Source organism: Pseudomonas sp. H1_D04 (genome assembly GCF_054683855.1).
In genome coordinates this window covers 2,038,813-2,062,133 of record NZ_CP162826.1, presented here as the reverse complement: position 1 = coordinate 2,062,133, position 23,321 = coordinate 2,038,813, and the positions used below count along the sequence as shown (strand labels likewise).

Genomic DNA, 23,321 nt, shown 5'->3' with positions numbered 1-23,321 from the left:
TGTGGGAGGGGGCTTGCCCCCGATGAGGCCCTCAGCGTTTCGCAACACCGTTGCCCTGCTGAACAACCCACTCCACCACCTGCCTGCTCAACTCATCCCCGGCCACTCCAAACCCGGCCACCACCGCCGGCACCTTGGTATCGCTCACCGCTTGGTGCACTTCAAACCGCCGGCTGGCAATAATCCGCTGATCACTGCCACGCACCAGGCGTGCGTCGAGGCGGATCACCACCTCCACCGCACTGCCCCGGTACTCACTCTGAAACGCCTGCAACTGCCCGCCCAGCTCATAGTCGGCCTGCAGATTGGTGTCGTCGGTGCTCAGCAGTGTCACCCGACCGTCACGCTGGAAGCCGTCCAGCAGGCGATTACGCAACAGCACCGGCGCGGGATCGCTCCAGCGCGAGTTGGCGTAGCTGCTGATCAGGTCGCCATTGGGCACCACGGCGATGCGTGGGCTGTCGAGGAACTCGCTGGTTTGTGGCTTGGTCAGGCGTAGCGACCAACCTACCGGGATGCCTTGAGTCGTCGTCTGGGCGGAGGCCAGGCGGTAGACGTCCGACGGGTCGGCTTTAGGCAGGATCGAGCATGCGCTCACCAGTGCCAGCGCCACAGGAGCGATCATTTGATAAGCACGCTTCATGGCGTGAACTCCTTGTTCTTATCGCTGCCCAGCAGGTAACCGCTGGGGTTGGCTTCCAGGCGGCGGGAGATGGCGCGCAGCGAACCGAGTGTTTCGCGCAGTTCGCGCACCGCCGGTGCCAGTTCGTTGAGGCCCTGCATGCCACTGTTCACCGAGTCTTTGTTATTGGTCAGCAAGGTATTGATGGTGGCGGTGCTTTGCTCCAGGGATTTCATCGCCTGTTCGGCGCTGCCGAACGCCTGTTTGCCTTGATCGTTGAGCAACCCGTTAGCGTTACGCATCAGCACCGTGGTCTGCTCCAGAGCAGCGGTGGCTTGTTTGCTGACTTGCATCAGTTGTTGCATCACCACCTTGATATCGCCGCGTTGGTCGGCAATGGCGCCAGTGGTTTGTTGCAGGTTATCCAGGGTCTTGCTCAGTCGCTCGACGTTATCCGAGGAGAACATCTCGTTGGCGTTGTGCAGCAGCAGGTTGATGCCGGTCATCAGGTCATTGCTGTTGTTCAGCAGCCGCGCGATGGGTGATGGCGAGGCGATGATCTGCGGCAGGTTGCCATCCTTGCCCTTGAGCACCGCACTTTGAGGTGTCCCGCCGCTGAGTTGGATGATCGACGTGCCCGTGATGCCGGTCAGCGCGAGTTTGGCTTGGGTGTCTTCCTTGATCGGCGTCTGCCCGGCCAGGCGGATACGCGCGAGTACGCGGCGCGGGTCGTTGGGGTCCAGGCTCAGGCTGATCACGTCGCCCACCTTGATCCCGCTGTATTGCACCGAGCTGCCTTGAGACAAGCCGCTGACCGCCTCGTTGAAGATCACTTCGTAATCCTGGAAGGCGCTGTCGACGCTGGATTTGGCCAGCCACAGGCCAAACAGCATCGCGCCGACCACCACGATCACGCTGAACAGACCGATCATCACATGATGGGCTCGGGTTTCCATGTCATACCTCGTTGAGCGGTTGAGCGGCATCCAATGCCGCGCGGCCCCGGGGGCCGTGGAAGTATTCGTGAATCCAGGCGTCGTCCGTTTCCGAGACGATATCGATGGCGTCCGCCACCAGCACTTTCTTCTGCGCCAGCACCGCCACGCGGTCGGTGATGGTGTACAGCGTGTCCAAGTCATGGGTGACCAGGAACACGCTCAGGCCCAGCGCGTCGCGCAGGGTCAGGATCAGTTGGTCGAATTGCGCCGCGCCAATCGGGTCGAGGCCGGCGGTGGGCTCGTCGAGGAACAGGATGTCCGGGTCCAGCGCCAGGGCCCGGGCCAGTGCGGCGCGCTTGATCATGCCACCGGAGAGCGACGCGGGGTATTTGTCGGCGGCCGACAGCGGCAGCCCAGCGAGGGCGAGTTTGACGGCCGCCAAGTGCTCGGCGTCTCGGCGGCTGAGGCCTGCGTGCTCGATCAGTGGCAGCGCGACGTTCTCGGTCACGGTCAGCGAGGAAAACAGCGCGCCCTTCTGGAACAGCACGCCGAAGCGCCGCTCTACCAGCGAACGCTCATGCTCCGGCAGGCTCGGCAGATTCTTGCCGAACACCCGCACTTCGCCCTCGCTGGGGCGGCGCAGGCCGACGATGCTGCGCAACAGCACCGACTTGCCACTGCCGGAGCCGCCGACCACCGCAAGGATTTCGCCCTTGTACAAATCCAGGTCGAGATTCTCGTGCACGCTCTGGCTGCCAAAGCGATTGCACAGGCCACGCACTTCAATCACCGCCTCGGTGGGCGAACGGTGTAGACGACTCACCAGCCCATCTCCATGAAGAACAGCGCGGCAACCGCATCCAGCACGATCACCACAAAGATCGATTGCACCACGCTGGAGGTGGTGTGGGCGCCGACCGATTCGGCACTGCCGCTGACCTTGAAGCCTTCCAGGCAGCCAATGGCTGCGATCAAAAAGGCGAAGATCGGTGCTTTCACCATGCCCACCAAAAAGTGCTGCACGCCAATGTCCGATTGCAGTAGCGAGAGGAACATCGCCGGGGAAATATCCAGCGCCACGGCACACACCACACCGCCGCCGACGATCCCCGAGAGCATCGCCAGAAAGGTCAGCATCGGCAGCGCGACCAGCAGCGCGAGTACGCGGGGCAGTACCAGCAACTCCATCGGATCCAGGCCCAGTGTGCGGATGGCGTCGATTTCTTCGTTGGCCTTCATCGAACCGATCTGCGCGGTAAACGCACTAGCGGTGCGGCCGGCGATCAGGATCGCAGTGAGCAACACGCCGAATTCCCGCAGGAAGGAGAACGCCACCAGGTCCACCGTAAAAATTGTCGCGCCGAAGCTTTTGAGTACCGTGGCGCCAAGAAACGCCACCACGGCACCGACTAGAAAGGTCAGCAACGCCACGATAGGCGCAGCATCGAGGCCGACCTGTTCGAGATGGGCAACCATCGGCGTCAGGCGCCAGCGCTTGGGGCGGAAAATGCCACGGGCAAAGGTTTCGAGGATCAGGCCGACAAAACCCAATAATTGCTTGCTGTCCTGCCAGACGGTATCCACCGCCCGCCCGATGCGTGCCAACACCTGGATACCGGCAGCCTCTTCCGGTGCTTTTTCCGGTACGCAAAAATCGTTGAGTGAGCGGTAGACGGTCTTGAGCAACGCGCGGTCGGCAGCGGACAGGCTGCAATCGGTCTGCTCGGCGGATTGCTCGATACGGGTTGGCCCAAGCAGTTCCACCAGCAGCGAGGCGCCGGCGGTATCCAGGGCGCCGAGCCCATTGAGGTCTATGCGTGCGCCGGCGTCGTATTGGCCGTCGAGTTTGTCCGACAGCTTCTTTAGGTTTGCGTAGTGGGCCAGCGTCCAGTCCCCCGTAATCCGCAGTAACGGAGGGGCGGTGGAGGTATCGAGGTGGGCTGCGCCGGCCGTGGGACTACTGGTCATAAGCTCCGAGCTTGTATTGGCTATCCACAATTCCTACGTAATAGCACGATACAGCCTACTTCGGGTTGTCCGTTTGTGCTGCGTCAGTCACTTTGAAGCGCAGCACGCCGATCACCTGCCCGTCTTCGGTCAGCACTTGAACTTGCCAGCGGCCCGCCGAATCGGGCGGGAAGTTCTGTTTGTGGGTCCAGGCGCGATAGCCTTCCTTGCGCCCGCCGTGGATGTCCAGGGCAATGCGGTCGACCTCTTTGCCGTTGAATTTCCACACGTGGTAGATCCGCTCATTCAGCCCGCGTGGCGCGTTGATTGCGGTATAGGCATACAGCCCGCTGCTGCGCAGTTGAGCGACGGTCACTTCCTTGAGGTCATCGCCTGGCGTGCGGTCTTGCAGCTGGGTGCTGATGGCCACTTCGGTCATCCACAGCGTGGCCGGCGGTACCCAGCTGCGTAGGAACCAGCCTGCGCAACCAATCGCGGCGGTCACCCCCAGCAGCATCGCCCAGCCCTTGAGGCTGCGCAGCGGCATGCTCACTGCCAGGCTCGGGATCGACAACGCCATGGCTACGCCGAGGGCGAGCTTGTAACTCTCGGCGGTGGTCAGGTGCAGGATGATCGGCAGCGCGGTGAGCAGCGCGGCGAACAGCGTCAGTGTGTGCAGCGCCAGGAACAGCGAGCGCTTGGGCGCCAGCCATTTGTAGTACAGCGGGTCGATGATCGACACCAGTGCCGCTGCGCCGAGTAGGCCGGTGAATATCGATTGGCCACTGTTCCACGCCGTGGTGATGAAAAAGAACGGCAGCACGAAGAACAGACTTTCCTGGTGGATCATCTGGGTGGCGTAGCGCAGCAGGGGTTCGGGAATTTCCCGCTTGAACACCTTGGTGAACAGCTGGGTAAAGCTGTTCTCCAGCATCAGCCACAACCAGCTCACCAGCATGATGACCGCGATCCAACTGGCCATGCCCTGCTGACGGTCCACCAGAATGAAACTGCACACACCCGAGATGAAGCCGCCGAGTGCAATCACCCCTGGGTAGCGCTTCATCAGTTCGAGGATGCGGGTGATTAAACGGGTTACGTTTTGCATTCGGTGGTTCGCAGTCTTTGTAGGAAAAAATCCCAGACAGAATAACGTCTTAGCCCGGCGTTCGGTGCCCGATTACGTGATCCGTTTGCGATAAAGCCGCACGCCGATCAACACAATGGCGATCAGGCCGAGCACGCCGGCGCCGATCCAATTGAGCATGTCGTAACTTAACAGCGGTTTTTCGATGCGCCAGTAGCCAGGCTGCTTGAGTACCTGGCGCATGGCTTGGTTCGCCTGATCCAAGTTGACGGCCTTGATGCGTTTGACCGGGTCGCTGAAGCGGCCTTTGTCGTAGTCGGCCAATGCCGCCCAATAGTAGTCGGCCAACGCGCTATTTCCCTGCACGGCCCAGGCTTGCCGAGCGATGGCGGCCTGTTGCAGGCGGGCGAAGGTGGCCGGGTCGAGGCCGTCTTTGAGCAACTGCGCGGTGAGGTCGTGCAGTACCTGTTCGGCCTCAGGGAGGTTTTCTCGCTCAAGGTCGGCATTCAGGCTGAGGAAACCGACGCCGCCGAGCACTTCGCGTTCGCTCCAGGGGCCGTAGGACAAACCGTGCTTGAGGCGCAGTTGACGGTACAGCGCCCAGTCGAGGTAGTCCTTGAGCAGGTCGTAGGTTTCATCGTGCTGGTCGTCCAATACCGGTTCTGGGAACAGCCAGTGCAGTTTGGCGCTGTTGCCTACCCAGCCGTGGATCAGTTCGCGGTGGCTGTTGGCGGTGTGCTGGATTTCCGGCAGGGGCCTGTGCTCGGTGGGGTCTACCGGGTCGAGTTCGCCGTAGGTGCGTTCCAGGTAGGCCGGCAGCAGTTTGTCGAGTTCGCCGACGACGATCAGGGTCATGTTGTTGGGGGCGTACCAATTCTTGCGCAGTGTCTGCAACTGGTCGCGGGTCAGTTGCTCGACCTCGGCGCGTTCGGCGCATTTGAGGCCCAACTCGACGGCCAGTTGATTGCTGGCGGTGTGGCCCAGGTCCTGACGGTCCAGCAGGCGTTGCAGGTGCGAGTAATGGCCGCCGTCTTCGCGCTCTACTACTTGTTTGGCCGCATTGATATTGGCGTCGGTCAACTCAGTGCGGGTGATGATTGCCAGTAACAGGTCGAGCACCTTGCGCTGGTTTTTCGCGGGAGCCTCAATTACGAAGGTGGTGTCGGCATTGCTGGTGTAGGCGTTCCACTCGCCGCCCAGGGCCTGCATGCGCTCTTCGAGGTCGCCTTCGCCGCCGCCGTCGATGCCACTGAACAGCAAGTGTTCGAGCAAGTGCGGCAACTCCTTTTCCTCACAGCCGAAGTCATCCAGGCCCACACCGACCACCAAACGGATCGCCACGTGCCCACGTTCGGTGCCCGGCTTGAGTAGCAATTGCAGGCCGTTGGGCAAGGTGTAGCCCTCGACTTGCAGGCGGTCAAAGGCAAAAGCGTGGGCAGAACCCATAAGCAGGCAGGCGAATAACAGGCGACGCATAACTGGCTTCCTGGCGAGTGAGGTCAGCTCTAACTGACTTCACGGGCCATCGTACGTTCAGGGCGAATGCGTGATGTCGGCAATATCTTCGGCCGAGAGCGCGCCTGTGTCGGACGTTTCCAACACTACATACGCACTGCTACAAAACAACGAATTGAGGCGTTTCATGTCGGCAATCAGCTCCAGGTGCAGGGAACTGGTCTCCAGGCTCTGTACGATTTTGCGTTGCAGACGGCTCACATGGGCGTGGGCCAAGCGGCGCTCCTGGGCGCGAAAGCGGCGCTTTTCGCGTAGCAATTGGCGTGCGCTTTCCGGGTCGGCGCTGAGGAATACCGAAAGGCCGAGTCGCAGGTTGGCTATCAACTGGCTGTGCAGGCCGGTGAGTTCTTCCAGGCCTACTTCGGAAAACTGGCGGCGCTGAGAGGTTTTCTGCTGCTGGACTTTACGCAGCATGCGTTCTATCAGGTCGCCGGCGAGCTTCAGGTTGATCGACAGTTCGATGATCTCGGCCCAGCGGCGACTGTCCTGTTCGCTCAGGTCTTCGCGGGGCATTTGCGCCAGGTAGAGCTTGATTGCGCTGTAGAGCGCTTCGACGTCATCACTGAGGCTGCGCATCTCCTGGGTGATCGCAGTTTGCTTGCCGCGCAGTACTTCTTGCATGGCGGTGAGCATGTTGTCGATCAGGTCGCCCAGGCGCAGGGTTTCGCGGGCTGCATTGGCCAGTGCCAAGCTGGGCGTGGTGAGGGCCGTGGGGTCAAGATGACGGGGTTTGGCCTTGCCGTTGGCCTCTTCTCGCTCGGGCAGCAACCACGCGCAGAGGCGCGCCATTGGGCCGATGGTCGGCAGCAGGATCAGGCAGCGACTGACGTTGTAGAGCAGGTGGAAGGTGATGACCATGCCTTGGGTGTTGTAGTCCAGGCCGTCCATCCACAGTACCAGCGGGTCGAGCACCGGGATGATCAGCAGCAGGCCAATCAGTTTGTACAACAGACTGCCCAGGGCCACTTGGCGCCCGGCGGCGTTCTGCATGCTAGTGCTGAGGAAGGCCAGCACGCCGCTGCCGATGTTGGCGCCGATCACCAGGCCGATGGCCACGTGCAAGCCGATCACCCCGGCGCCGGCGAGGGTGGCGGTCAGCAATACGGCGGCCAGGCTGGAGTAGGAAATCATCGCAAACAAGGCGCCGACCAGTGCGTCGAGCAAAATGTCGCCGGTCAGCGAGGCGAACAGCACTTTCACGCCCTGGGCGTGGGTAATCGGGCCGGCGGCTTCCACGATCAATTGCAGCGCGAGGATGATCAGACCGAGGCCTATTCCTACTCGCCCCAACTGCCCTGCCCGCGTCTGTTTGCGCGACAGAAAGAAAATAACGCCGAGAAAGATCAACAGCGGCGACAGCCAGGACAAGTCAAAGGTCAGCACCCGCGCCATCAGCGCGGTACCGACGTCGGCGCCGAGCATAGTCGCCAGTGCGGGCATCAGGCCCATCAGGCCCTGGCCCACAAATGAGGTCACCAGCATGGCCGTGGCGTTGCTGCTCTGCACCATGGCTGTCACCAGGATGCCGGCGACAAACGCAAGCCAGCGTTTGGACATGTTATGCCCGATGACTTGACGCAAGTTAGAACCGTAGACCCGCAGGATCCCGGTACGGACGATGTGCGTGCCCCAGATAAGTAGGGTCACGGCGGAAAGCAGATTGAGCAAGGTCAGCATGCTCGGCCCCCCGTGTAGGTGTGCTCCAACAGGAGCGAAGGAAAGTTGCCGCGTGCCGCTCTACGTCTTGTACTTAAGCTGTAGTTGGCGAATGGGCTCGGCGCCAGCATCGCATAGCTAAAGTGGGGATTGAAACAAAACTGTCATGAAATCAGCTTTTTGCGGATGAAAAAAAACGGGACGCAAGCGCCCCGTTTTTTACGACTGGCTCGGGTTATTGACCCGGGATGTCCTTACGCAGTTTCACAGGATCCTGCTGTTTCTTCTTTTTCGCGATGGCGGTGCGCATCTTAATGTTCACCGCTTCTACCGCCAGCGAGAATGCCATGGCGAAGTAGACATAGCCTTTAGGCACATGCACGTCGAAGGATTCGGCGATCAGCACTGTACCCACCACCAGCAGGAACGACAGCGCCAGCATTTTCAGCGACGGGTGCTTGTCGATGAAATCGCTGATGGTGCCGGCAGCCAGCATCATCACCAATACGGCAACCACAATCGCGGCAACCATGACCGGTACGTGGGAGACCATGCCGACGGCGGTGATCACCGAGTCCAGGGAGAACACGATGTCGATGATCGCGATCTGGATGATGGTGTAGATGAACTTGCCACCGGCGCCTTTCGGCTCGTCCTGGGTTTCGTCTTCACCTTCCAGTGCGTGGTACATCTCTTGGGAGCTTTTCCACAGCAGGAACAGGCCACCGAAGAACAGAATCAGATCGCGACCGGAAATGCCTTGGCCAAACACCACAAACAGGTCGGCAGTCAGTTGCATGACCCAGGTGATCGACAGCAGCAACAGGATGCGCGTGACCATGGCCAGCGCCAGGCCGAATATCCGGGTGCGAGCCTGCATATGCTTAGGCATGCGGCTGACCAGGATCGAAATCATGATGATGTTATCGATGCCCAGGACGATCTCTAGGGCCGTCAGGGTGAAGAAGGCAATCCAGATTTCCGGATTGGTCAGCCATTCCATGTGTATTCCTTTGAGCGTGTGTTAGACCGCACCGGCGTAGGGCCGGCGCAGCTGGGTTGTACGATTATAGAGTGCTGAACAGCGGAAAAATCCCCATCAGCAATGCGGCGAACATTATGCACAGGCACACCAGCACTGCCCACTTCAGGGTGAAGCGCTGATGATCGCCAAATTCGATACCGGCCAGGGCGACCAGCAAGTAGGTCGACGGTACCAGCGGGCTGAGCAAGTGCACCGGTTGGCCAACGATGGAGGCGCGGGCCATTTCCACTGCGGTGATGCCGTAGTGGCTGGCGGCTTCGGCCAGTACTGGCAGTACGCCGTAGTAGAACGCATCGTTGGACATGAAGAAGGTGAACGGCATGCTCACCAGTGCGGTGATAACGGCCAGGTACGGGCCCAAGGCGTCAGGGATGACCGCCAGCAGGCTCTTGGACATGGCATCGACCATGCCGGTGCCCGACAGGATGCCGGTAAAAATACCCGCGGCGAAGATCAGCCCTACCACCGCCAGTACGCTGCCAGCATGGGCGGCGACGCGGTCTTTCTGCTGCTGCAGGCACGGGTAGTTCACGATCATCGCGATACTGAACGCCACCATGAACAGCACCGGCAGCGGCAACAGGCCGGCGATCAGTGTGCACATCAGGGCCAGGGTCAGTGCGCCGTTGAACCAGATCAGCTTCGGACGGCGGGCGTCTGGAAATTGCGACACGCTGATTTCGCTATGGTCGATCTCGTCGCCCTGCAGGTGCAGTTCGCCCAGGCGAGCACGTTCGCGCTTACCGTACATATAGGCGATCGCGAGGATAGCGACGACGCCGGCGGCCATGGCCGGAATCATCGGTACGAAAATATCCGAAGGGTCCACATGCAGCGCACTGGCGGCGCGGGCGGTCGGGCCACCCCAAGGGGTCATATTCATCACGCCACCGGCGAGAATGATCAAGCCGGCCATGATCCGCGGGCTCATGCCGATGCGCTTGTACAGCGGCAGCATGGCGGCCACGCAGATCATGTAGGTGGTGGCGCCGTCACCGTCCAGGGACACCACCAGGGCCAGTACTGCGGTGCCGACTGAAACCTTCAGCGGGTCGCCTTTGACCATCTTGAGGATCTTGCGCACGGCCGGGTCGAACAGGCCGGAGTCGATCATCAAGGCGAAGTAGAGGATGGCGAACATCAGCATCACGCCGGTTGGCGCGAGCTTGGTGATGCCTTCGAGCATCATCGGGCCGATCTTCGGTGCGAAACCGCCGAACAGCGCGAACAGGATTGGCACGATGATCAGGGCGATCAGCGCAGACAGGCGCTTGGTCATGATCAGGAACATGAACGTGATGACCATGGCAAAGCCAAGGAAAGTCAGCATAGGAATACTCCAGGCGTAGCGCGGCTAGGGAATGGCGAACCGGGATGGGTCAGCGCAGAACGAAAGGCACGAGGCGTACGGGGGGAGTTGGGGCGAACAGGCGGGTACGGACGGACATCGGGAATCACCATTGTTGTTGTAAACAGCCGGTCTTTTGCCGGCAGTGGGGGCGATCCTAGACGTGAAAGCTTTCAGCCAGCTTTCGCTGGCTAAACAGGTGATATGGAAAAGACGCACGGTCTTCAAGGGGGCACAGGTGAAAATGTGGGAGGGGGCTTGCTCCCGATAGCAGAGTGTCAGTCACTGCATGTGCAAGCTGACCCACCGCCATCGGGAGCAAGCCCCCTCCCACATTTGATATGTGTTTACTTCGGCTGCTTCAGGGCAGCTCAAGGCCGCCCGCTGCTTTGTGCAGTTTGCGCAGGTGTTCGCCCACCTGCTTGAGGTTGGCTTCGCATGCGGCGATTTCTGAGGCGCGAGCAGGGTCCAGCAGCGCCCTCACCTCTTTATCCAGCTCGCCGGTCAGCGATTGCAGCTGTTTCTGGCGTTCGGCGCTTTCCGATTCCAGGCGTTTGGCTTCCGACGGTTGTGGCAGGCCGTAGCCGCCGCTGCCGAGCAATTCTGCTGGCCTGCTGAGGAACCCACTGTTGGCGAGGATCTGTTGCAGCGTGGCGTTGGCTTTTTCCATGCCGCCGTTTTTCAGCTCGCGGGCACCGAGATAGCGCTGTTTGACCTCATCCTGAGCCAGCATCAGCTGCTTGCGAAAGCTTGCCTGTTCCAGCAGCAACAACGCGGCGCTGGTGCGCAGATCGGCCTGGTCGAACCATGGGCGCCGTTGCGCTGCGCTGAGCGATAGCCAATCTTCAACCTGGGTCTGTTTGATCGGCAGGTGTTTGCGCAGCACATCGAACATCGCCTGATAACGCTCGCGGAACGAGTCAAAGTGATAGCCCAGTCGCAGGGCTTCACGTTTGTCATTCAGCACGCTGGTATCGGCCAGGCCGCGGGCTTGTAGCACTTCAAGCAGGCCGTTGGGGGTGATGTTGTCCAGGCCGGTGAGTTGCGGGTTGGCGCTGCCGCTGCGTAACAGCTTCAGGCTTTCGACCGCGCAGTTATTGGACAGGAAGAAGTAGTTTCCGTCGTAGCTCCAGTGCATCTCTGCAGCGTGTTCGACGGTGTCGTTGATCTCTTGTCGTGACAGTCTCAACGGCACGGAAGCCAGGCCGCGCAGCTCGGTCTTGGTGTATTCGTCGATCACCTGGGCCAACGGAAGCACAAACAGGCGTGACGGGTACTTGCCCACCAGGCCATCCCAACTCGACAGTTGTACGTCACCGACGAACGCGCGGTAGGACAAGACCAGATGCTGGTCCAGGTCCAGCCGGCAATCTGGTCCGCGGGGACGGCCCGGTGCGCAGATCACCAGGCGCAACATGCTGTGGCCCCAGCGGCTGACCAGGTTCTGGTTGGCTTCGGCCAGCAGATAGTCGATTTCATAGACCCGCTCCGGGTCCACGTGGCCCAACGGCGTCTTTGCAAAGTCGTTGCCCGCATTGAGGAACGGGTAGGCCTTGGCGCAGGCATCCTGTTCAGGCGGTGCCCAGCCGAAGTGTTGCTGGTAATAGCGGAACAGTGCGGGGCGTCGGCAGGCGTAGCTTGGATCGAGGAGGAAGTACTCCATGTTGACCGCGACGAACTCCAGCGGGCTGCTGGTTTCGTAGATGTCTGGGCTGCGCACGATTTGGCGGTTGTGCTGCTCGCGCTCACCGCGCCGGCCGACATACTGCGGCCAGCCGGCGAGGTCCAGCAGCCGCGGGTCATCGCTGAGGGTGAAACGGCGTTCATTCTGGCCACGGCATTGATCGGGCAGGCCGATCAGGCCGGTGATGCTGTTCTGGCGGCTGCAGCGCTGGATCAGCGCGCGCTCGTCCTTGGACCACAGGCGCGCACGGTCATAGATATGGGTCAATTCATGCAGCACGGTGGCGAGCATTTCCCGGCGCACGGTGCCGTGGGGGCGATTGGTTTTCTGGGTGGCGGCGCTGCCATCGGTCAGGGGAGCGAGCAGATTGCGGTTGAGGTCCAGTTCGGACACCAACGAGGCCTGACCATAGGCATTTTCGGGCATCTTGTCGGTCCAGCCGACATCGATGCGTCGGTCCAACTGCTCGATAAAGCGCGGCGGCAGTGAGCGCATCGCTTCATCGAGCAATGCCTGGCTGGCCTGCTGTTCGGCCGGGCTCAAGCCTTCTGTCTTGAGCCGCAGTTGCAGGCTGGCCTGGGCTGGGCTGGCACACAGCAGCACAGTCCCGGCCAGGAGCCAGGCAGCGAGGCGCCTCACAGAGCGAGGATGGCTTCGGCGAGGGTCTGGTCGCTGGCGTCGCGGGCTTCCGGCAGGCGGGTGCGCAGAGTATCGAAGGCGGCTTCTAACTGTGCGCCTCGGATTTCGCCATTGGTGGCGACGAAACTGGCGGCGTCGTCGTGAGCTTCGCGCACGACTTTGGAGTCGCGGATGGAGGTGGTGGTGTCCGAGGTGAAATCAATGGTGCGGCCGGAGGCGCGGACAATGATGTTACTGGTGGCCACCAGGGTATGCGCCTGGGCAACGTCGGCCAACAACAGCAGGCCAAGGGTGGCGGCGATCAACGGGCTACGCATGGAAGAACTCCGAATACAAAGATGGAAACACAAAGATGATTATTGGACGAGAATTGCCTGCGCCAGTTCAAGGTCGCTTGCATGAAGTTTTGGTTGGTTCCGGCGCAGGTAATCCAGTGCCGATTCCAGCCGCGCTCCACGCCATTGGCCGTCAGTGGCGATGAACGCGGCGGCGTCATCCTGAGCGGCCACTACTACTTTGCGGTCGAACGGTGCGGAGGTCACCTTGCTGGTGGCATACGCGCTCGCAACGGTGCTCTGGATGGTCAGGTCAAAGGCCGAAGCCAGTGGCGACCAGCCAGCGAAAAACACGACAGGGACAATTAACAGGCGGTATGAAAAAGCCATGGGACTCGACAACTGAAAACGAGCGCCAAGGCTAGCGCAATGCCCCGGCGAGAGCCAGCGCCGAGGCATTCAAGAGCAACTGGCGCTCGCTCATATCAGGTGCGATCAGATAGCCAGGATGGCTTGAGCCAGCTGTGCGTCAGTCGCGGTATTCAGTTGTGGTGCTTGTTGGCGGATCTGGGCCAAGGCGCTTTCCAGCTTCACACCACGAATGGCTCCTTCGCTGGCGACAAAGCTGGCAGCGTCGTCTCGGGCGGCACGCACGACTTTGTTATCGCGAAGGGACGAAGTGGCATCGGAGGTGGCGTCTGAAGTGGCCTTCAATGCGCCGACGATGGAGTCGGTGGTCACTATAAAGCTGGAGGCATTGGCGTTTGCAGCCAGGACCAACAGGGCGGCGGCGCTGAGCAGGCGAAGACGGGACATGGGGTGACTCCTATAAATGAGCAATAAAGGTGGCGCAGAGACTCGCCGAATGTTGATTGGATATTAGGCCGCGGCTTATCAGTTCGGATAGGTTTTGTGCAGTTCTGAAAACTGTACCTATTACATTATTGATTGATGAAACTGTACCTGTTCCTCTAAATGCATGACTGGAAACGCACGCGCCTAAAACAACAAAGCCCGCCTCCGGTCTCCCGGGGCGGGCTTTGTTTTGACAAATCAGTGCTGGCAGTGGACCCGGTGGGTCAGGGCCAGCGAGCGCTAATTAGCGCCAGAACGGCTTGCTCAGCTCTTCGTAGCGTTGAGCTTCGCTGATACCGGCGTCAGCCAGCAGACGCGAATCCAGACGAGCCAGTTGGTGGCGGCTGGAGATGCGGCGCTGCCACAACATCAGGTTGGCCAGAACGCGCAAAGGCATGGAAGCCTGGGTGTTTACAGCTTTTTCTTCGAAGAACAGTTCGGAACTGAGTGTACGTTCCATGATGACATCCTTCCGCTTATGGCGGCATTAGGTAGTGGTTTAACTGATGCCAATGATCCTCCTCCGGCGCAAGACTCTCTAGATACAGTTCACCTGTATTGTGAGGGGCCAGTTAACTGTTTATAGGTGCTGTACGGTACGAAAATGGGGCAACTGTACTTGTCTGCACTTTAATGGTGCGAAATTGGTAGTTATGGGGATATGCGTAAGATTTTTCTGTCGGAAAAGACCAGTACAGCAGTACAGTTTTATTAAGAAGTGACGATCAGGAAGCCGAGCTGATGAAGGTGTGTTTGCATCAGCCCGGATCTGTATCCATCAAGCCTTGAGCATATGCCCGGTTTCTTCCAGGTTAATGTGCCAACTCAGTGCTTCTCGCAGGATGTGTGGGGTGTGTCCGCCGATGGCGCAGGCCGCATTGAAGTAATTGTTCAGCGCATCGCGGTACGCCGGGTGCACACAGTTGTCGATGATCACCCGTGCGCGCTCCCGTGGCGCCAGGCCGCGCAGGTCAGCGAGGCCGACTTCGGTGACAAGGATGTCGACATCATGCTCGGTATGGTCCACATGACTGACCATCGGCACCACGCTGGAAATCGCGCCACCCTTGGCAATTGACTTGGTTACGAAGATCGCCAAGTGCGCGTTACGCGCGAAATCGCCTGAGCCACCAATGCCGTTCATCATCCGCGTGCCGCAGACGTGGGTGGAGTTGACGTTGCCGTAGATGTCGAACTCCAGCGCCGTGTTGATGCCGATAATGCCCAGGCGACGCACCACTTCGGGGTGGTTGGAGATTTCCTGCGGGCGCAGCACCAGCTTGTCCTTGTAGTGCTCCAGATTGCCGAACACATCGGCGTTGCGCCGTTCCGACAGCGTGATCGAGCTGCCCGACGCGAAGCTCAGCTTGCCGGCGTCGATCAGGTCGAAAGTCGAGTCCTGCAGCACTTCGGAATACATCGTCAGGTCTTCGAACGGCGAATCGATCAATCCGCACATCACCGCGTTGGCGATGTTTCCGATACCCGCCTGCAGGGGGCCGAGCTTGTTGGTCATGCGACCGGCATCCACTTCCTGTTTGAGGAAGTGAATCAAGTGATTGGCGATCCCTTGGGTGTCACTGTCAGGAGGTGTAACAGTAGAAGCTGAGTCCGCCTGGTTGGTGATGACAATGGCGACAATCTTTTCCGGCGGGATGGGAATCGCGGTGCTGCCGATGCGGTCATCGACCTTTACCAGCGGGATCGGCGTGCGAGTCGGGCGGTAGGTTGGGATATAGATGTCGTGCAACCCTTCGAGATTCGGGTTGTGTGCCAGGTTGATCTCGATGATCACCTGCTTGGCGAAAATCGCGAAGCTGGCCGAGTTACCCACGGAGGTGGTGGGCACGATATGCCCTTGTTCGGTGATCGCCACGGCTTCGATCACAGCAATGTCTGGCAGCTTGAGCTGGTTGTTGCGCAGTTGCTCGACGGTTTCCGACAGATGCTGGTCGATAAACATTACTTCGCCGGCATTGATTGCCTTGCGCAGCGTGCTATCGACTTGAAACGGCATGCGTCGTGACAGCACGCCAGCTTCGGTCAGTTGCTTGTCCAGGTCATTACCCAGGCTGGCACCGGTCATTAGGGTGATTTTCAGCGGGGACGTCTTGGCGCGTTCGGCCAGGGCGTGGGGGACGGCCTTGGCTTCACCGGCTCGGGTGAAGCCACTCATGCCGACGGTCATGCCGTCCTCGATCAGTGCGGCGGCGTCTGCCGCGCTCATGACCTTGTTCAACAACGAAGGCAAGCGGATACGATCACGGTACATGAATTGTTATCTCAGGCTACGGAAGCAAGGTGGGCAGTGTAGTGATTTCAAAAAGTTTCGGCCCGCTACCATGGTCGAATGCCGAGTAGTGTTTTAGAGCCTTTGGTCGGGTTTCATGCGGTAATAAAAAACCCCAGCCTATCGCAGGCCGGGGTTTTGAGTATTGCGCTGAAGCAGTGTTACTCGACGGCTTTGACCATGTCTTCGATGACCTTCTTCGCGTCACCGAAGACCATCATGGTCTTGTCCAAGTAGAACAACTCGTTATCCAAACCGGCATAACCGCTGGCCATCGAGCGCTTGTTGACGATGATGGTTTTGGCCTTGAAGGCTTCCAGAATCGGCATCCCTGCAATTGGCGAGTTCGGATCGTTCTTCGCGGCCGGGTTGACCACGTCGTTTGCGCCCAGCACGAGGACTACGTCGGCCTGGCCGAATTCCGAGTTGATGTCTTCCATTTCGAACACTTGATCGTAAGGCACTTCCGCCTCGGCCAGCAGGACGTTCATATGCCCAGGCATGCGCCCCGCTACCGGGTGGATTGCGTACTTCACGGTCACGCCGCGGTGAGTCAGCTTCTCGGTCAGTTCCTTCAGCGCGTGTTGCGCACGTGCCACCGCTAAGCCGTAGCCTGGAACGATGATCACGGTGTCGGCGTTGGTCAGCAGGAAGGTTGCGTCGTCGGCCGAGCCGGACTTCACCGGGCGCGCTTCTTTCGAGCCTGCCGCAGCACCGGCATCCGGCGCATTGCCGAAACCGCCGAGCAGTACATTAAAGAAGGAACGGTTCATCGCCTTGCACATGATGTACGACAGGATCGCGCCGCTGGAGCCCACCAGGGAGCCGGCGATGATCAGCATCGAGTTGTTCAGCGAGAAACCGATACCCGCCGCTGCCCAGCCGGAGTAGCTGTTGAGCATCGACACGACGACCGGCATGTCGGCGCCGCCGATTGGGATGATGATCAGCACGCCCAGCACGAAGGCCAGGGCCAGCATCAGCGCGAAGGCGGTGAGGTTGCCGGTGAACATAAAGGCCAGGCCTAGGCCGAGGGTCAGCAGGCCCAGCACCAGGTTCAGTTTGTGCTGACCGCCGAACTGTACCGGTGCGCCCTGAAACAGGCGGAACTTGTACTTGCCCGACAGTTTGCCGAAGGCGATCACCGAACCCGAGAAGGTGATTGCACCGATAGCAGCGCCGAGGAACAGTTCCAGGCGGTTACCGGCAGGGATTGAATCGCCCAGGTGCTTAACGATGCCCAACGATTGCGGCTCAACCACTGCTGCGATAGCGATAAACACCGCAGCCAGGCCGATCATGCTGTGCATGAAGGCAACCAGCTCCGGCATCTTGGTCATCTCTACGCGCTTGGCCATGATCGAGCCGGCGGTACCACCGACCAACAGGCCGACGATTACGTAGCCGATACCGGCGGTGGCGAGCTCAGCGCCCAGCTTATAGATGAGGCCCACAGTGGTGAGCACCGCCAGCGCCATGCCAAGCATGCCGAACAGGTTGCCGCGTCGCGATGTGGTCGGGTGCGACAGGCCCTTAAGGGCCTGGATAAAGCAGATCGACGCGATCAGGTAGAGCGTCGTTACCAGATTCATGCTCATTACTTCTGCACCTCTTCTTTCACAGCTTTGGGCGCTTTCTTCTTGAACATCTCAAGCATCCTACGAGTCACCAGGAAGCCGCCGAACACATTGACTGCCGCCAAAGCGACCGCCAGCGTGCCCATGGTCTTGCCCAATGGCGTCACTGTGAGGGCGGCGGCCAGCATGGCGCCGACGATCACAATCGCGGAAATGGCGTTGGTTACCGCCATCAATGGCGTGTGCAGCGCGGGGGTAACGTTCCAGACCACGTGGTAACCGACATAAATCGCCAGCACAAAGATGATCAGGTTGTAGATACCGGGGGAGATAAGCTCTTCCATCGTCTGAATCCCTGCTTAGGCGTTTTTGCGGATGACTTGGCCGTCGCGGCACATCAGGCACGCGGCGACTATGTCGTCTTCGAGGTTGAGTTCAAACTGCCCTTCCTTGTTGAAGACCAGCTTCAGGAAGTCCAGCAGGTTGCGCGCGTACAAGGCTGACGCGTCGGCGGCGACAGCACCGGCGAGATTCGTCGGGCCACAGATGATCACGCCGTTTTCCACAACGGTTTCGTCAGCCACGGTGAGCGGGCAGTTGCCACCTTGGGCGGCGGCGAGGTCGATGACCACCGAGCCAGGCTTCATCTGCGCGACGGTCTCGGCGCTGAGCAGTGTGGGTGCTTTACGCCCGGGAATCAGTGCGGTGGTGATGACGATATCGGCTTGCTTGGCGCGCTCGTGCACGGCCAGGGCCTGGCGCTGCATCCAACTGGTTGGCATCGGGCGTGCGTAACCACCGACGCCGACGGCGCATTCGCGTTCTTCGTCAGTCTCGTAGGGCACGTCGACGAACTTGGCGCCGAGGGATTCAATTTGCTCTTTGACGGCCGGGCGCACGTCAGACGCTTCGATCACTGCGCCCAGGCGTTTCGCCGTGGCAATCGCCTGCAGACCAGCAACACCGGCGCCGAGGATCAGCACGCGCGCGGCTTTGACGGTGCCGGCGGCGGTCATCAGCATCGGCATGAAGCGCGGATAGTGATGAGCAGCCAGCAGTACGGCTTTATAGCCCGCGATGTTGGCCTGAGACGACAACACGTCGAGGCTCTGTGCCCGTGAAGTGCGTGGCGCGGCTTCAAGAGCGAAAGCGGTGATGCCCTTCTCCGCCAGCTTGGCAATGGTTTCGTTGCTGAACGGATTGAGCATGCCCACCAACACGGTGCCGCTTTTGATCAGCGTAAGTTCGCTGTCGCTGGGCGCTACCACCTTGAGGATCAGCTCGGCGCCGAACGCATCGTTGGCACTGCCAATGGTTGCGCCTGCCGTTTCATAGGCACTGTCGACGACACTGGCTTTCAGGCCAGCCCCGCTTTGTACAGTGACCTTATGGCCCTGGCCGATCAGCTTCTTGATGGTTTCCGGGGTGGCAGCCACCCGCGTTTCACCGGTCTGGGTTTCGAGAGGAACACCAATGTGCACGTCAAATCTCCTGCATGATCTTTTTGCTTTTGATCTTTTTGTAAAAAGGCCAGTGCACCGCGAGTGGCGCAACTGGGGCGGCCGATCAGCACGATCCCGCTGAAATGACAGCGGGGCGCGGCATTTTGCAGGCGAACTTTACGGCCTTCAAGGGATTATGACGGGTGACGAAAAATTAACTACAAGTCACCCTGTGACTGATTGTCGCAACATGCTGAAATAACCTCTTTAAATACAGGTAATTAAAGGGCCCTAGGTGATTTTTTGGTGTTTGCCCATGATTGATGTGAATAGTCGGGCATTGGCCTGTTGGAGTCGCTGCAAGCCACTAAAATCATGGTGTTAAGCCCTATTTTTGATGGATAGATACAGTCTGTGAAAATGCGACATATACGTATATCTGTAGGATCAAAAATTAACTGACTACAAAGTCAGTATGAGGGCTTTGGCCTTTAATTGCTGGGGCTATAGCGCTGGGATTGGTCAATGAGCCAGTCCCGAAACGCCTGCAATGAGGCTGATTCGACTTTCCTGTCAGGAATCATCAGGTAATAAGCCTTGGTGCTTGTTAGCGCGTCAGGGTTGGCGATCACCAGTTGATGCTCGTCCAGTTCTCGCTGGATCAGGAACGGTGGGATCAGCGCAATGCCCATGTCGTGCATGGCTGCTTGGGACAGCATCGAGAATAGCTCGTAACGCGGGCCTGTCATGTCGCGCGGGACGTTCAACTGCTGAGCGTTGAACCATTGGCGCCAGGCATACGGACGGGTGGTCTGCTGAAGCAGTGGCAGTTCCCCGATCTCCTGTGGCGTGAAACGCTTGCGGTCACCCAAAAGGCGCGGGCTGCACACGGGGACGGGATTTTCTCCCAGCAGCCGGTGGGACTCGGTGCCGGACCAATCAGCGTCGCCGAAGTAGATCGCCGCGTCGAAGTCGGTATCGGCGAACAGAAAGGGGCGTGTGCGGTTGGTCAGATTTACAGTCACCTCTGGGTGCTGCCGTTGAAAGTCCTTGAGGCGAGGGATCAACCATTGGGTACCAAAGGTGGGTACTACGGCCAACTCGATAGTGTTGGCGCCCTGCTGGCCCATGACTGACAGGGTGTCGCGTTCCACGGCATCCAGCTGAGTTGCCACTCTGCGGCTGTAGGACAGACCTGCTTCCGTCAGCTTTACCCCACGCCGTGATCGCCGAAATAGCTCGACACTCAAAAACTCCTCAAGGCTGGCTATCTGCCGACAAATGGCACCCTGGGTAATGGAGAGCTCGTGCGCAGCCTTGGTAAAGCTCTCGTGGCGTGCGGCCGCTTCAAAACTGACGAGGGCGGTTGTGCTGGGTATTTTTCTGCGCATGTACCTTGTACTCACATATAAAGCGCGCTTGCGCAGTTTCTGAGTGTTACGGAGTGAGAAATTAGCACAAGGCTATGCGGAAACCTCGTTTGCTCTCCTCGCTCGCTCGGCCTAGGCTCCCCCCACGACATCTGATTTCTTTGCGAGGACTTATTCATGGCTGGCAAGGCAAGCTTTAACTGGATCGATCCGCTACTGCTGGATCAACAGCTCACCGAAGAAGAGCGCATGGTGCGTGACAGTGCTGAGCAATTTGCCCAGGACAAGCTGGCGCCCCGTGTTCTCGAAGCCTTCCGCCATGAAAAAACAGATCCGGCGATTTTCCGTGAAATGGGTGAAACCGGCTTGCTGGGGGCGATGATTCCTGAGCAGTACGGTGGCAGTGGCTTGAACTATGTCAGTTACGGGTTGATTGCGCGTGAAGTCGAGCGCGTCGACTCCGGTTACCGTTCCATGATGAGTGTGCAGTCGTCATTGGTAATGGTGCCTATCAATGAGTTCGGCACCGAAGCGCAAAAGCAGAAGTACTTGCCCAAGCTGGCCTCCGGCGAATGGATTGGCTGTTTTGGTTTGACCGAGCCTAACCACGGCTCTGATCCAGGCGCGATGATTACGCGTGCGCGCAAAGTGGACGGCGGCTACAGCCTTACGGGCGCCAAGATGTGGATCACCAATAGCCCGATTGCAGACGTGTTTGTGGTGTGGGGTAAGGATGACGCCGGTGATATCCGTGGTTTTGTCTTGGAGAAAGGCTGGAAGGGCCTGAGTGCGCCAGCGATTCACGGCAAGGTCGGCCTTCGCGCCTCTATTACTGGTGAGATCGTGATGGACAACGTGTTTGTGCCGGAAGAGAACATTTTCCCGGATGTGCGTGGCTTGAAAGGTCCTTTCACCTGCCTTAACTCGGCGCGCTATGGCATCTCCTGGGGGGCGTTGGGCGCTGCCGAGTTCTGCTGGCACACCGCTCGCCAGTACACGCTTGATCGTCAGCAGTTCGGTCGTCCATTGGCGGCTACCCAACTGATCCAGAAGAAACTGGCGGATATGCAGACCGAGATCACTCTGGCGCTGCAAGGTTGCTTGCGGCTGGGGCGTATGAAGGATGAGGGAACGGCTGCGGTTGAGATTACGTCGATCATGAAGCGCAACTCGTGCGGCAAGTCTTTGGATATCGCTCGTATGGCGCGGGACATGTTGGGTGGCAATGGGATTTCCGACGAGTTCGGGGTGGCGCGTCATTTGGTGAATCTTGAAGTGGTTAACACCTATGAGGGCACACATGACGTTCACGCCTTGATTCTGGGGCGCGCGCAAACCGGTCTTCAGGCGTTCTATTAATAGGAGAGCGGTATGGGCGCGCTTTCGCATCTGCGGGTACTGGATTTGTCGCGAGTGTTGGCGGGCCCTTGGTCCGGACAGATTCTTGCGGATCTTGGGGCTGAGGTGATCAAGGTCGAGCGTCCCGGTAACGGTGACGATACGCGTGCCTGGGGCCCGCCCTTCCTTAAGGATGCTTATGGCGAGAACACCAGTGAGGCGGCGTACTACCTATCCGCTAATCGTAATAAAGAGTCGGTGACTATCGATTTTACGCAACCGGAGGGTCAGCAATTGGTGCGGGACCTGGCGGCCAAGTCCGACATCCTGATTGAGAACTTCAAGGTCGGTGGCCTGGCGGCATATGGGCTGGACTATGAGTCACTCAAGGCCGTTAATCCGGAGTTGATCTATTGCTCCATCACTGGGTTTGGCCAGACCGGACCGTATGCCGGCCGTGCGGGCTACGACTTCATGATCCAGGGGCTGGGCGGGCTGATGAGTCTGACCGGTCGACCGGAGGGTGATGAGGGTGCGGGGCCGGTGAAGGTTGGGGTGGCGTTAACTGACATCCTTACTGGGCTCTACTCGACGGTGGCGATTCTTGCAGCGCTGGCGCATCGCGATCACGACGGTGGCGGTCAGCATATCGATATGGCATTGCTTGATGTGCAGGTGGCGTGTCTGGCTAATCAGGCGATGAATTACCTAACGACAGGGGTGTCCCCAAAGCGTCTGGGTAACGCTCATCCGAATATCGTGCCTTATCAGGACTTCCCTACAGCCGATGGTGATTTCATTCTGACGGTGGGAAATGACAGCCAGTTTCGCAAGTTCGCCGAAGTGGCTGGTCAGCCGCAGTGGGCGGATGATCCGCGCTTCTCTACTAATAAGGTACGAGTGGCTAACCGTGCAGAGCTGATTCCGTTGATTCGCCAGGCTACTGTCTTCAAAACGACGGCTGAGTGGGTGTCGCGGCTGGAGCGGGTGGGTGTGCCTTGTGGGCCGATCAATGATTTGGCGCAGGTGTTTGCTGATCCGCAGGTCAAGGCGCGTGGGTTGGCTATGCAGCTACCACATGCGCTGGCGGGGATGGTGCCTCAGGTTGCCAGCCCCATTCGGTTGTCCAAGACGCCTGTGGAGTACCGCAGTGCGCCTCCGCTGTTGGGTGAGCATACAGCTCAGGTACTACAGCGTGTGCTCGGGTTGGGGGCTGCGAATGTGGCTGCTTTAAGGGGGGCAGGTGTCATCTAGATGTTCTGTTCTATATATAAGGCACTCGGTTGACTGTTTTTTAATCAATTCTAGCCAATTGATAGATATAGCAAATTAAAAGGTTGACGTGAGATTCTAGGAGCCTATAATTCGCCCCACTTCCGGCGCAGTCGAAACGGAAAACTCCTTGGTAAACAATGAGTTACGCAGTTTTCGGCGGTAAGTTGCTTCAGTTCATCGAAGCCAAAAGGAAGTTGAAAAAGAGGTGTTGACAGCAGCGTGTAACGCTGTAGAATTCGCCTCCCGCTGATGAGAGATCAGAAGCGCAAGTGGTTGAAGTTGTTGAAGAAATCTTCGAAAGCTTCTGAAAATAATCACTTGACAGCAAATGAGGCTGCTGTAGAATGCGCGCCTCGGTTGAGACGAAAGATCTTAACCAACCGCTCTTTAACAACTGAATCAAGCAATTCGTGTGGGT

At 59.1% G+C, this 23,321-nt stretch carries 21 protein-coding genes; 2 read left to right on the top strand and 19 right to left on the bottom strand.

The genetic code is table 11. From position 1 onward, the window contains the following. Positions 1 to 31: 31 nt before the first annotated feature. From AB4N82_RS09380 to AB4N82_RS09290, 19 genes are all read right to left on the bottom strand, one after another. On the bottom strand, positions 32 to 643 hold the full coding sequence (locus tag AB4N82_RS09380) for an ABC-type transport auxiliary lipoprotein family protein (RefSeq protein WP_122764040.1): 612 nt from the start codon (positions 641 to 643) through the stop codon (positions 32 to 34). Beyond that, the gene (locus AB4N82_RS09375) at positions 640 to 1,578 is read right to left on the bottom strand and encodes an MlaD family protein (RefSeq protein ID WP_032885033.1); all 939 of its coding nucleotides are present in this window, start codon (positions 1,576 to 1,578) and stop codon (positions 640 to 642) included. The genes AB4N82_RS09380 and AB4N82_RS09375 overlap by 4 nt, the downstream gene beginning before the upstream one ends. 1 nt (position 1,579) lies before the next feature. Next, complete coding sequence (locus AB4N82_RS09370; protein WP_095185306.1) at positions 1,580 to 2,383, bottom strand: ABC transporter ATP-binding protein; 804 nt, start codon at positions 2,381 to 2,383, stop codon at positions 1,580 to 1,582. Then, positions 2,380 to 3,528 (bottom strand): ABC transporter permease, encoded by a 1,149-nt coding sequence (locus tag AB4N82_RS09365; protein WP_095185307.1) that lies wholly within the window; start codon positions 3,526 to 3,528, stop codon positions 2,380 to 2,382. Before AB4N82_RS09365 ends, AB4N82_RS09370 begins: the two co-directional genes overlap by 4 nt. Before the next feature lie 55 nt (positions 3,529 to 3,583). Continuing rightward, positions 3,584 to 4,615: a DUF5924 family protein gene (locus AB4N82_RS09360; RefSeq protein ID WP_032885028.1), complete on the bottom strand. Its 1,032-nt coding sequence runs from the start codon at positions 4,613 to 4,615 to the stop codon at positions 3,584 to 3,586. A 72-nt stretch (positions 4,616 to 4,687) separates the two neighbouring features. Then, positions 4,688 to 6,070 (bottom strand): M16 family metallopeptidase, encoded by a 1,383-nt coding sequence (locus tag AB4N82_RS09355; RefSeq protein WP_095185308.1) that lies wholly within the window; start codon positions 6,068 to 6,070, stop codon positions 4,688 to 4,690. Positions 6,071 to 6,127: 57 nt separating this feature from the next. Beyond that, complete coding sequence (locus AB4N82_RS09350) at positions 6,128 to 7,786, bottom strand: Na/Pi cotransporter family protein (protein WP_095185309.1); 1,659 nt, start codon at positions 7,784 to 7,786, stop codon at positions 6,128 to 6,130. A 214-nt stretch (positions 7,787 to 8,000) separates the two neighbouring features. After that, a complete protein-coding gene (locus AB4N82_RS09345) occupies positions 8,001 to 8,768 on the bottom strand; it encodes a TerC family protein (protein WP_032885024.1) in 768 nt (255 codons plus the stop codon). A gap of 64 nt (positions 8,769 to 8,832) precedes the next feature. Next, entirely contained in the window at positions 8,833 to 10,140 is a 1,308-nt protein-coding gene (locus AB4N82_RS09340; protein ID WP_032885023.1) for a CitMHS family transporter, read from the bottom strand. A gap of 379 nt (positions 10,141 to 10,519) precedes the next feature. Next, positions 10,520 to 12,481, bottom strand: coding sequence for a DUF7844 domain-containing protein (locus tag AB4N82_RS09335; protein ID WP_122764041.1), 1,962 nt, complete (start codon positions 12,479 to 12,481; stop codon positions 10,520 to 10,522). Then, complete coding sequence (locus tag AB4N82_RS09330) at positions 12,478 to 12,798, bottom strand: DUF2388 domain-containing protein (RefSeq protein ID WP_027608008.1); 321 nt, start codon at positions 12,796 to 12,798, stop codon at positions 12,478 to 12,480. The genes AB4N82_RS09335 and AB4N82_RS09330 overlap by 4 nt, the downstream gene beginning before the upstream one ends. Before the next feature lie 39 nt (positions 12,799 to 12,837). Beyond that, positions 12,838 to 13,146 carry a DUF2388 domain-containing protein gene (locus AB4N82_RS09325; protein WP_032885019.1) on the bottom strand — a complete coding sequence of 103 codons (309 nt, stop codon included), beginning with the start codon at positions 13,144 to 13,146 and terminating at the stop codon, positions 12,838 to 12,840. Positions 13,147 to 13,251: 105 nt separating this feature from the next. Further along, positions 13,252 to 13,572: a DUF2388 domain-containing protein gene (locus AB4N82_RS09320; protein ID WP_032885017.1), complete on the bottom strand. Its 321-nt coding sequence runs from the start codon at positions 13,570 to 13,572 to the stop codon at positions 13,252 to 13,254. 283 nt (positions 13,573 to 13,855) lie between these two features. After that, complete coding sequence (locus AB4N82_RS09315) at positions 13,856 to 14,071, bottom strand: DUF1127 domain-containing protein (RefSeq protein WP_032885015.1); 216 nt, start codon at positions 14,069 to 14,071, stop codon at positions 13,856 to 13,858. 318 nt (positions 14,072 to 14,389) lie between these two features. After that, the gene (locus AB4N82_RS09310) at positions 14,390 to 15,883 is read right to left on the bottom strand and encodes an acetyl-CoA hydrolase/transferase family protein (protein WP_099601843.1); all 1,494 of its coding nucleotides are present in this window, start codon (positions 15,881 to 15,883) and stop codon (positions 14,390 to 14,392) included. Positions 15,884 to 16,062: 179 nt separating this feature from the next. Then, the gene (locus AB4N82_RS09305; protein ID WP_095185312.1) at positions 16,063 to 17,499 is read right to left on the bottom strand and encodes an NAD(P)(+) transhydrogenase (Re/Si-specific) subunit beta; all 1,437 of its coding nucleotides are present in this window, start codon (positions 17,497 to 17,499) and stop codon (positions 16,063 to 16,065) included. Further along, positions 17,499 to 17,822, bottom strand: a complete 324-nt coding sequence (locus AB4N82_RS09300; protein WP_005783507.1) for an NAD(P) transhydrogenase subunit alpha part 2 — start codon at positions 17,820 to 17,822, stop codon at positions 17,499 to 17,501. Before AB4N82_RS09300 ends, AB4N82_RS09305 begins: the two co-directional genes overlap by 1 nt. 15 nt (positions 17,823 to 17,837) lie before the next feature. Beyond that, complete coding sequence (locus AB4N82_RS09295; protein ID WP_032885012.1) at positions 17,838 to 18,959, bottom strand: Re/Si-specific NAD(P)(+) transhydrogenase subunit alpha; 1,122 nt, start codon at positions 18,957 to 18,959, stop codon at positions 17,838 to 17,840. A 452-nt stretch (positions 18,960 to 19,411) separates the two neighbouring features. Beyond that, the gene (locus AB4N82_RS09290) at positions 19,412 to 20,311 is read right to left on the bottom strand and encodes a LysR family transcriptional regulator (protein WP_032885011.1); all 900 of its coding nucleotides are present in this window, start codon (positions 20,309 to 20,311) and stop codon (positions 19,412 to 19,414) included. Positions 20,312 to 20,467: 156 nt separating this feature from the next. On the opposite strand from AB4N82_RS09290, the gene AB4N82_RS09285 reads away from it, so the two are divergent. Further along, positions 20,468 to 21,649 (top strand): acyl-CoA dehydrogenase, encoded by a 1,182-nt coding sequence (locus AB4N82_RS09285; RefSeq protein ID WP_003187423.1) that lies wholly within the window; start codon positions 20,468 to 20,470, stop codon positions 21,647 to 21,649. 12 nt (positions 21,650 to 21,661) lie between these two features. Next, a complete protein-coding gene (locus AB4N82_RS09280; RefSeq protein WP_032885010.1) occupies positions 21,662 to 22,882 on the top strand; it encodes a CaiB/BaiF CoA transferase family protein in 1,221 nt (406 codons plus the stop codon). Positions 22,883 to 23,321: the final 439 nt, after the last annotated feature.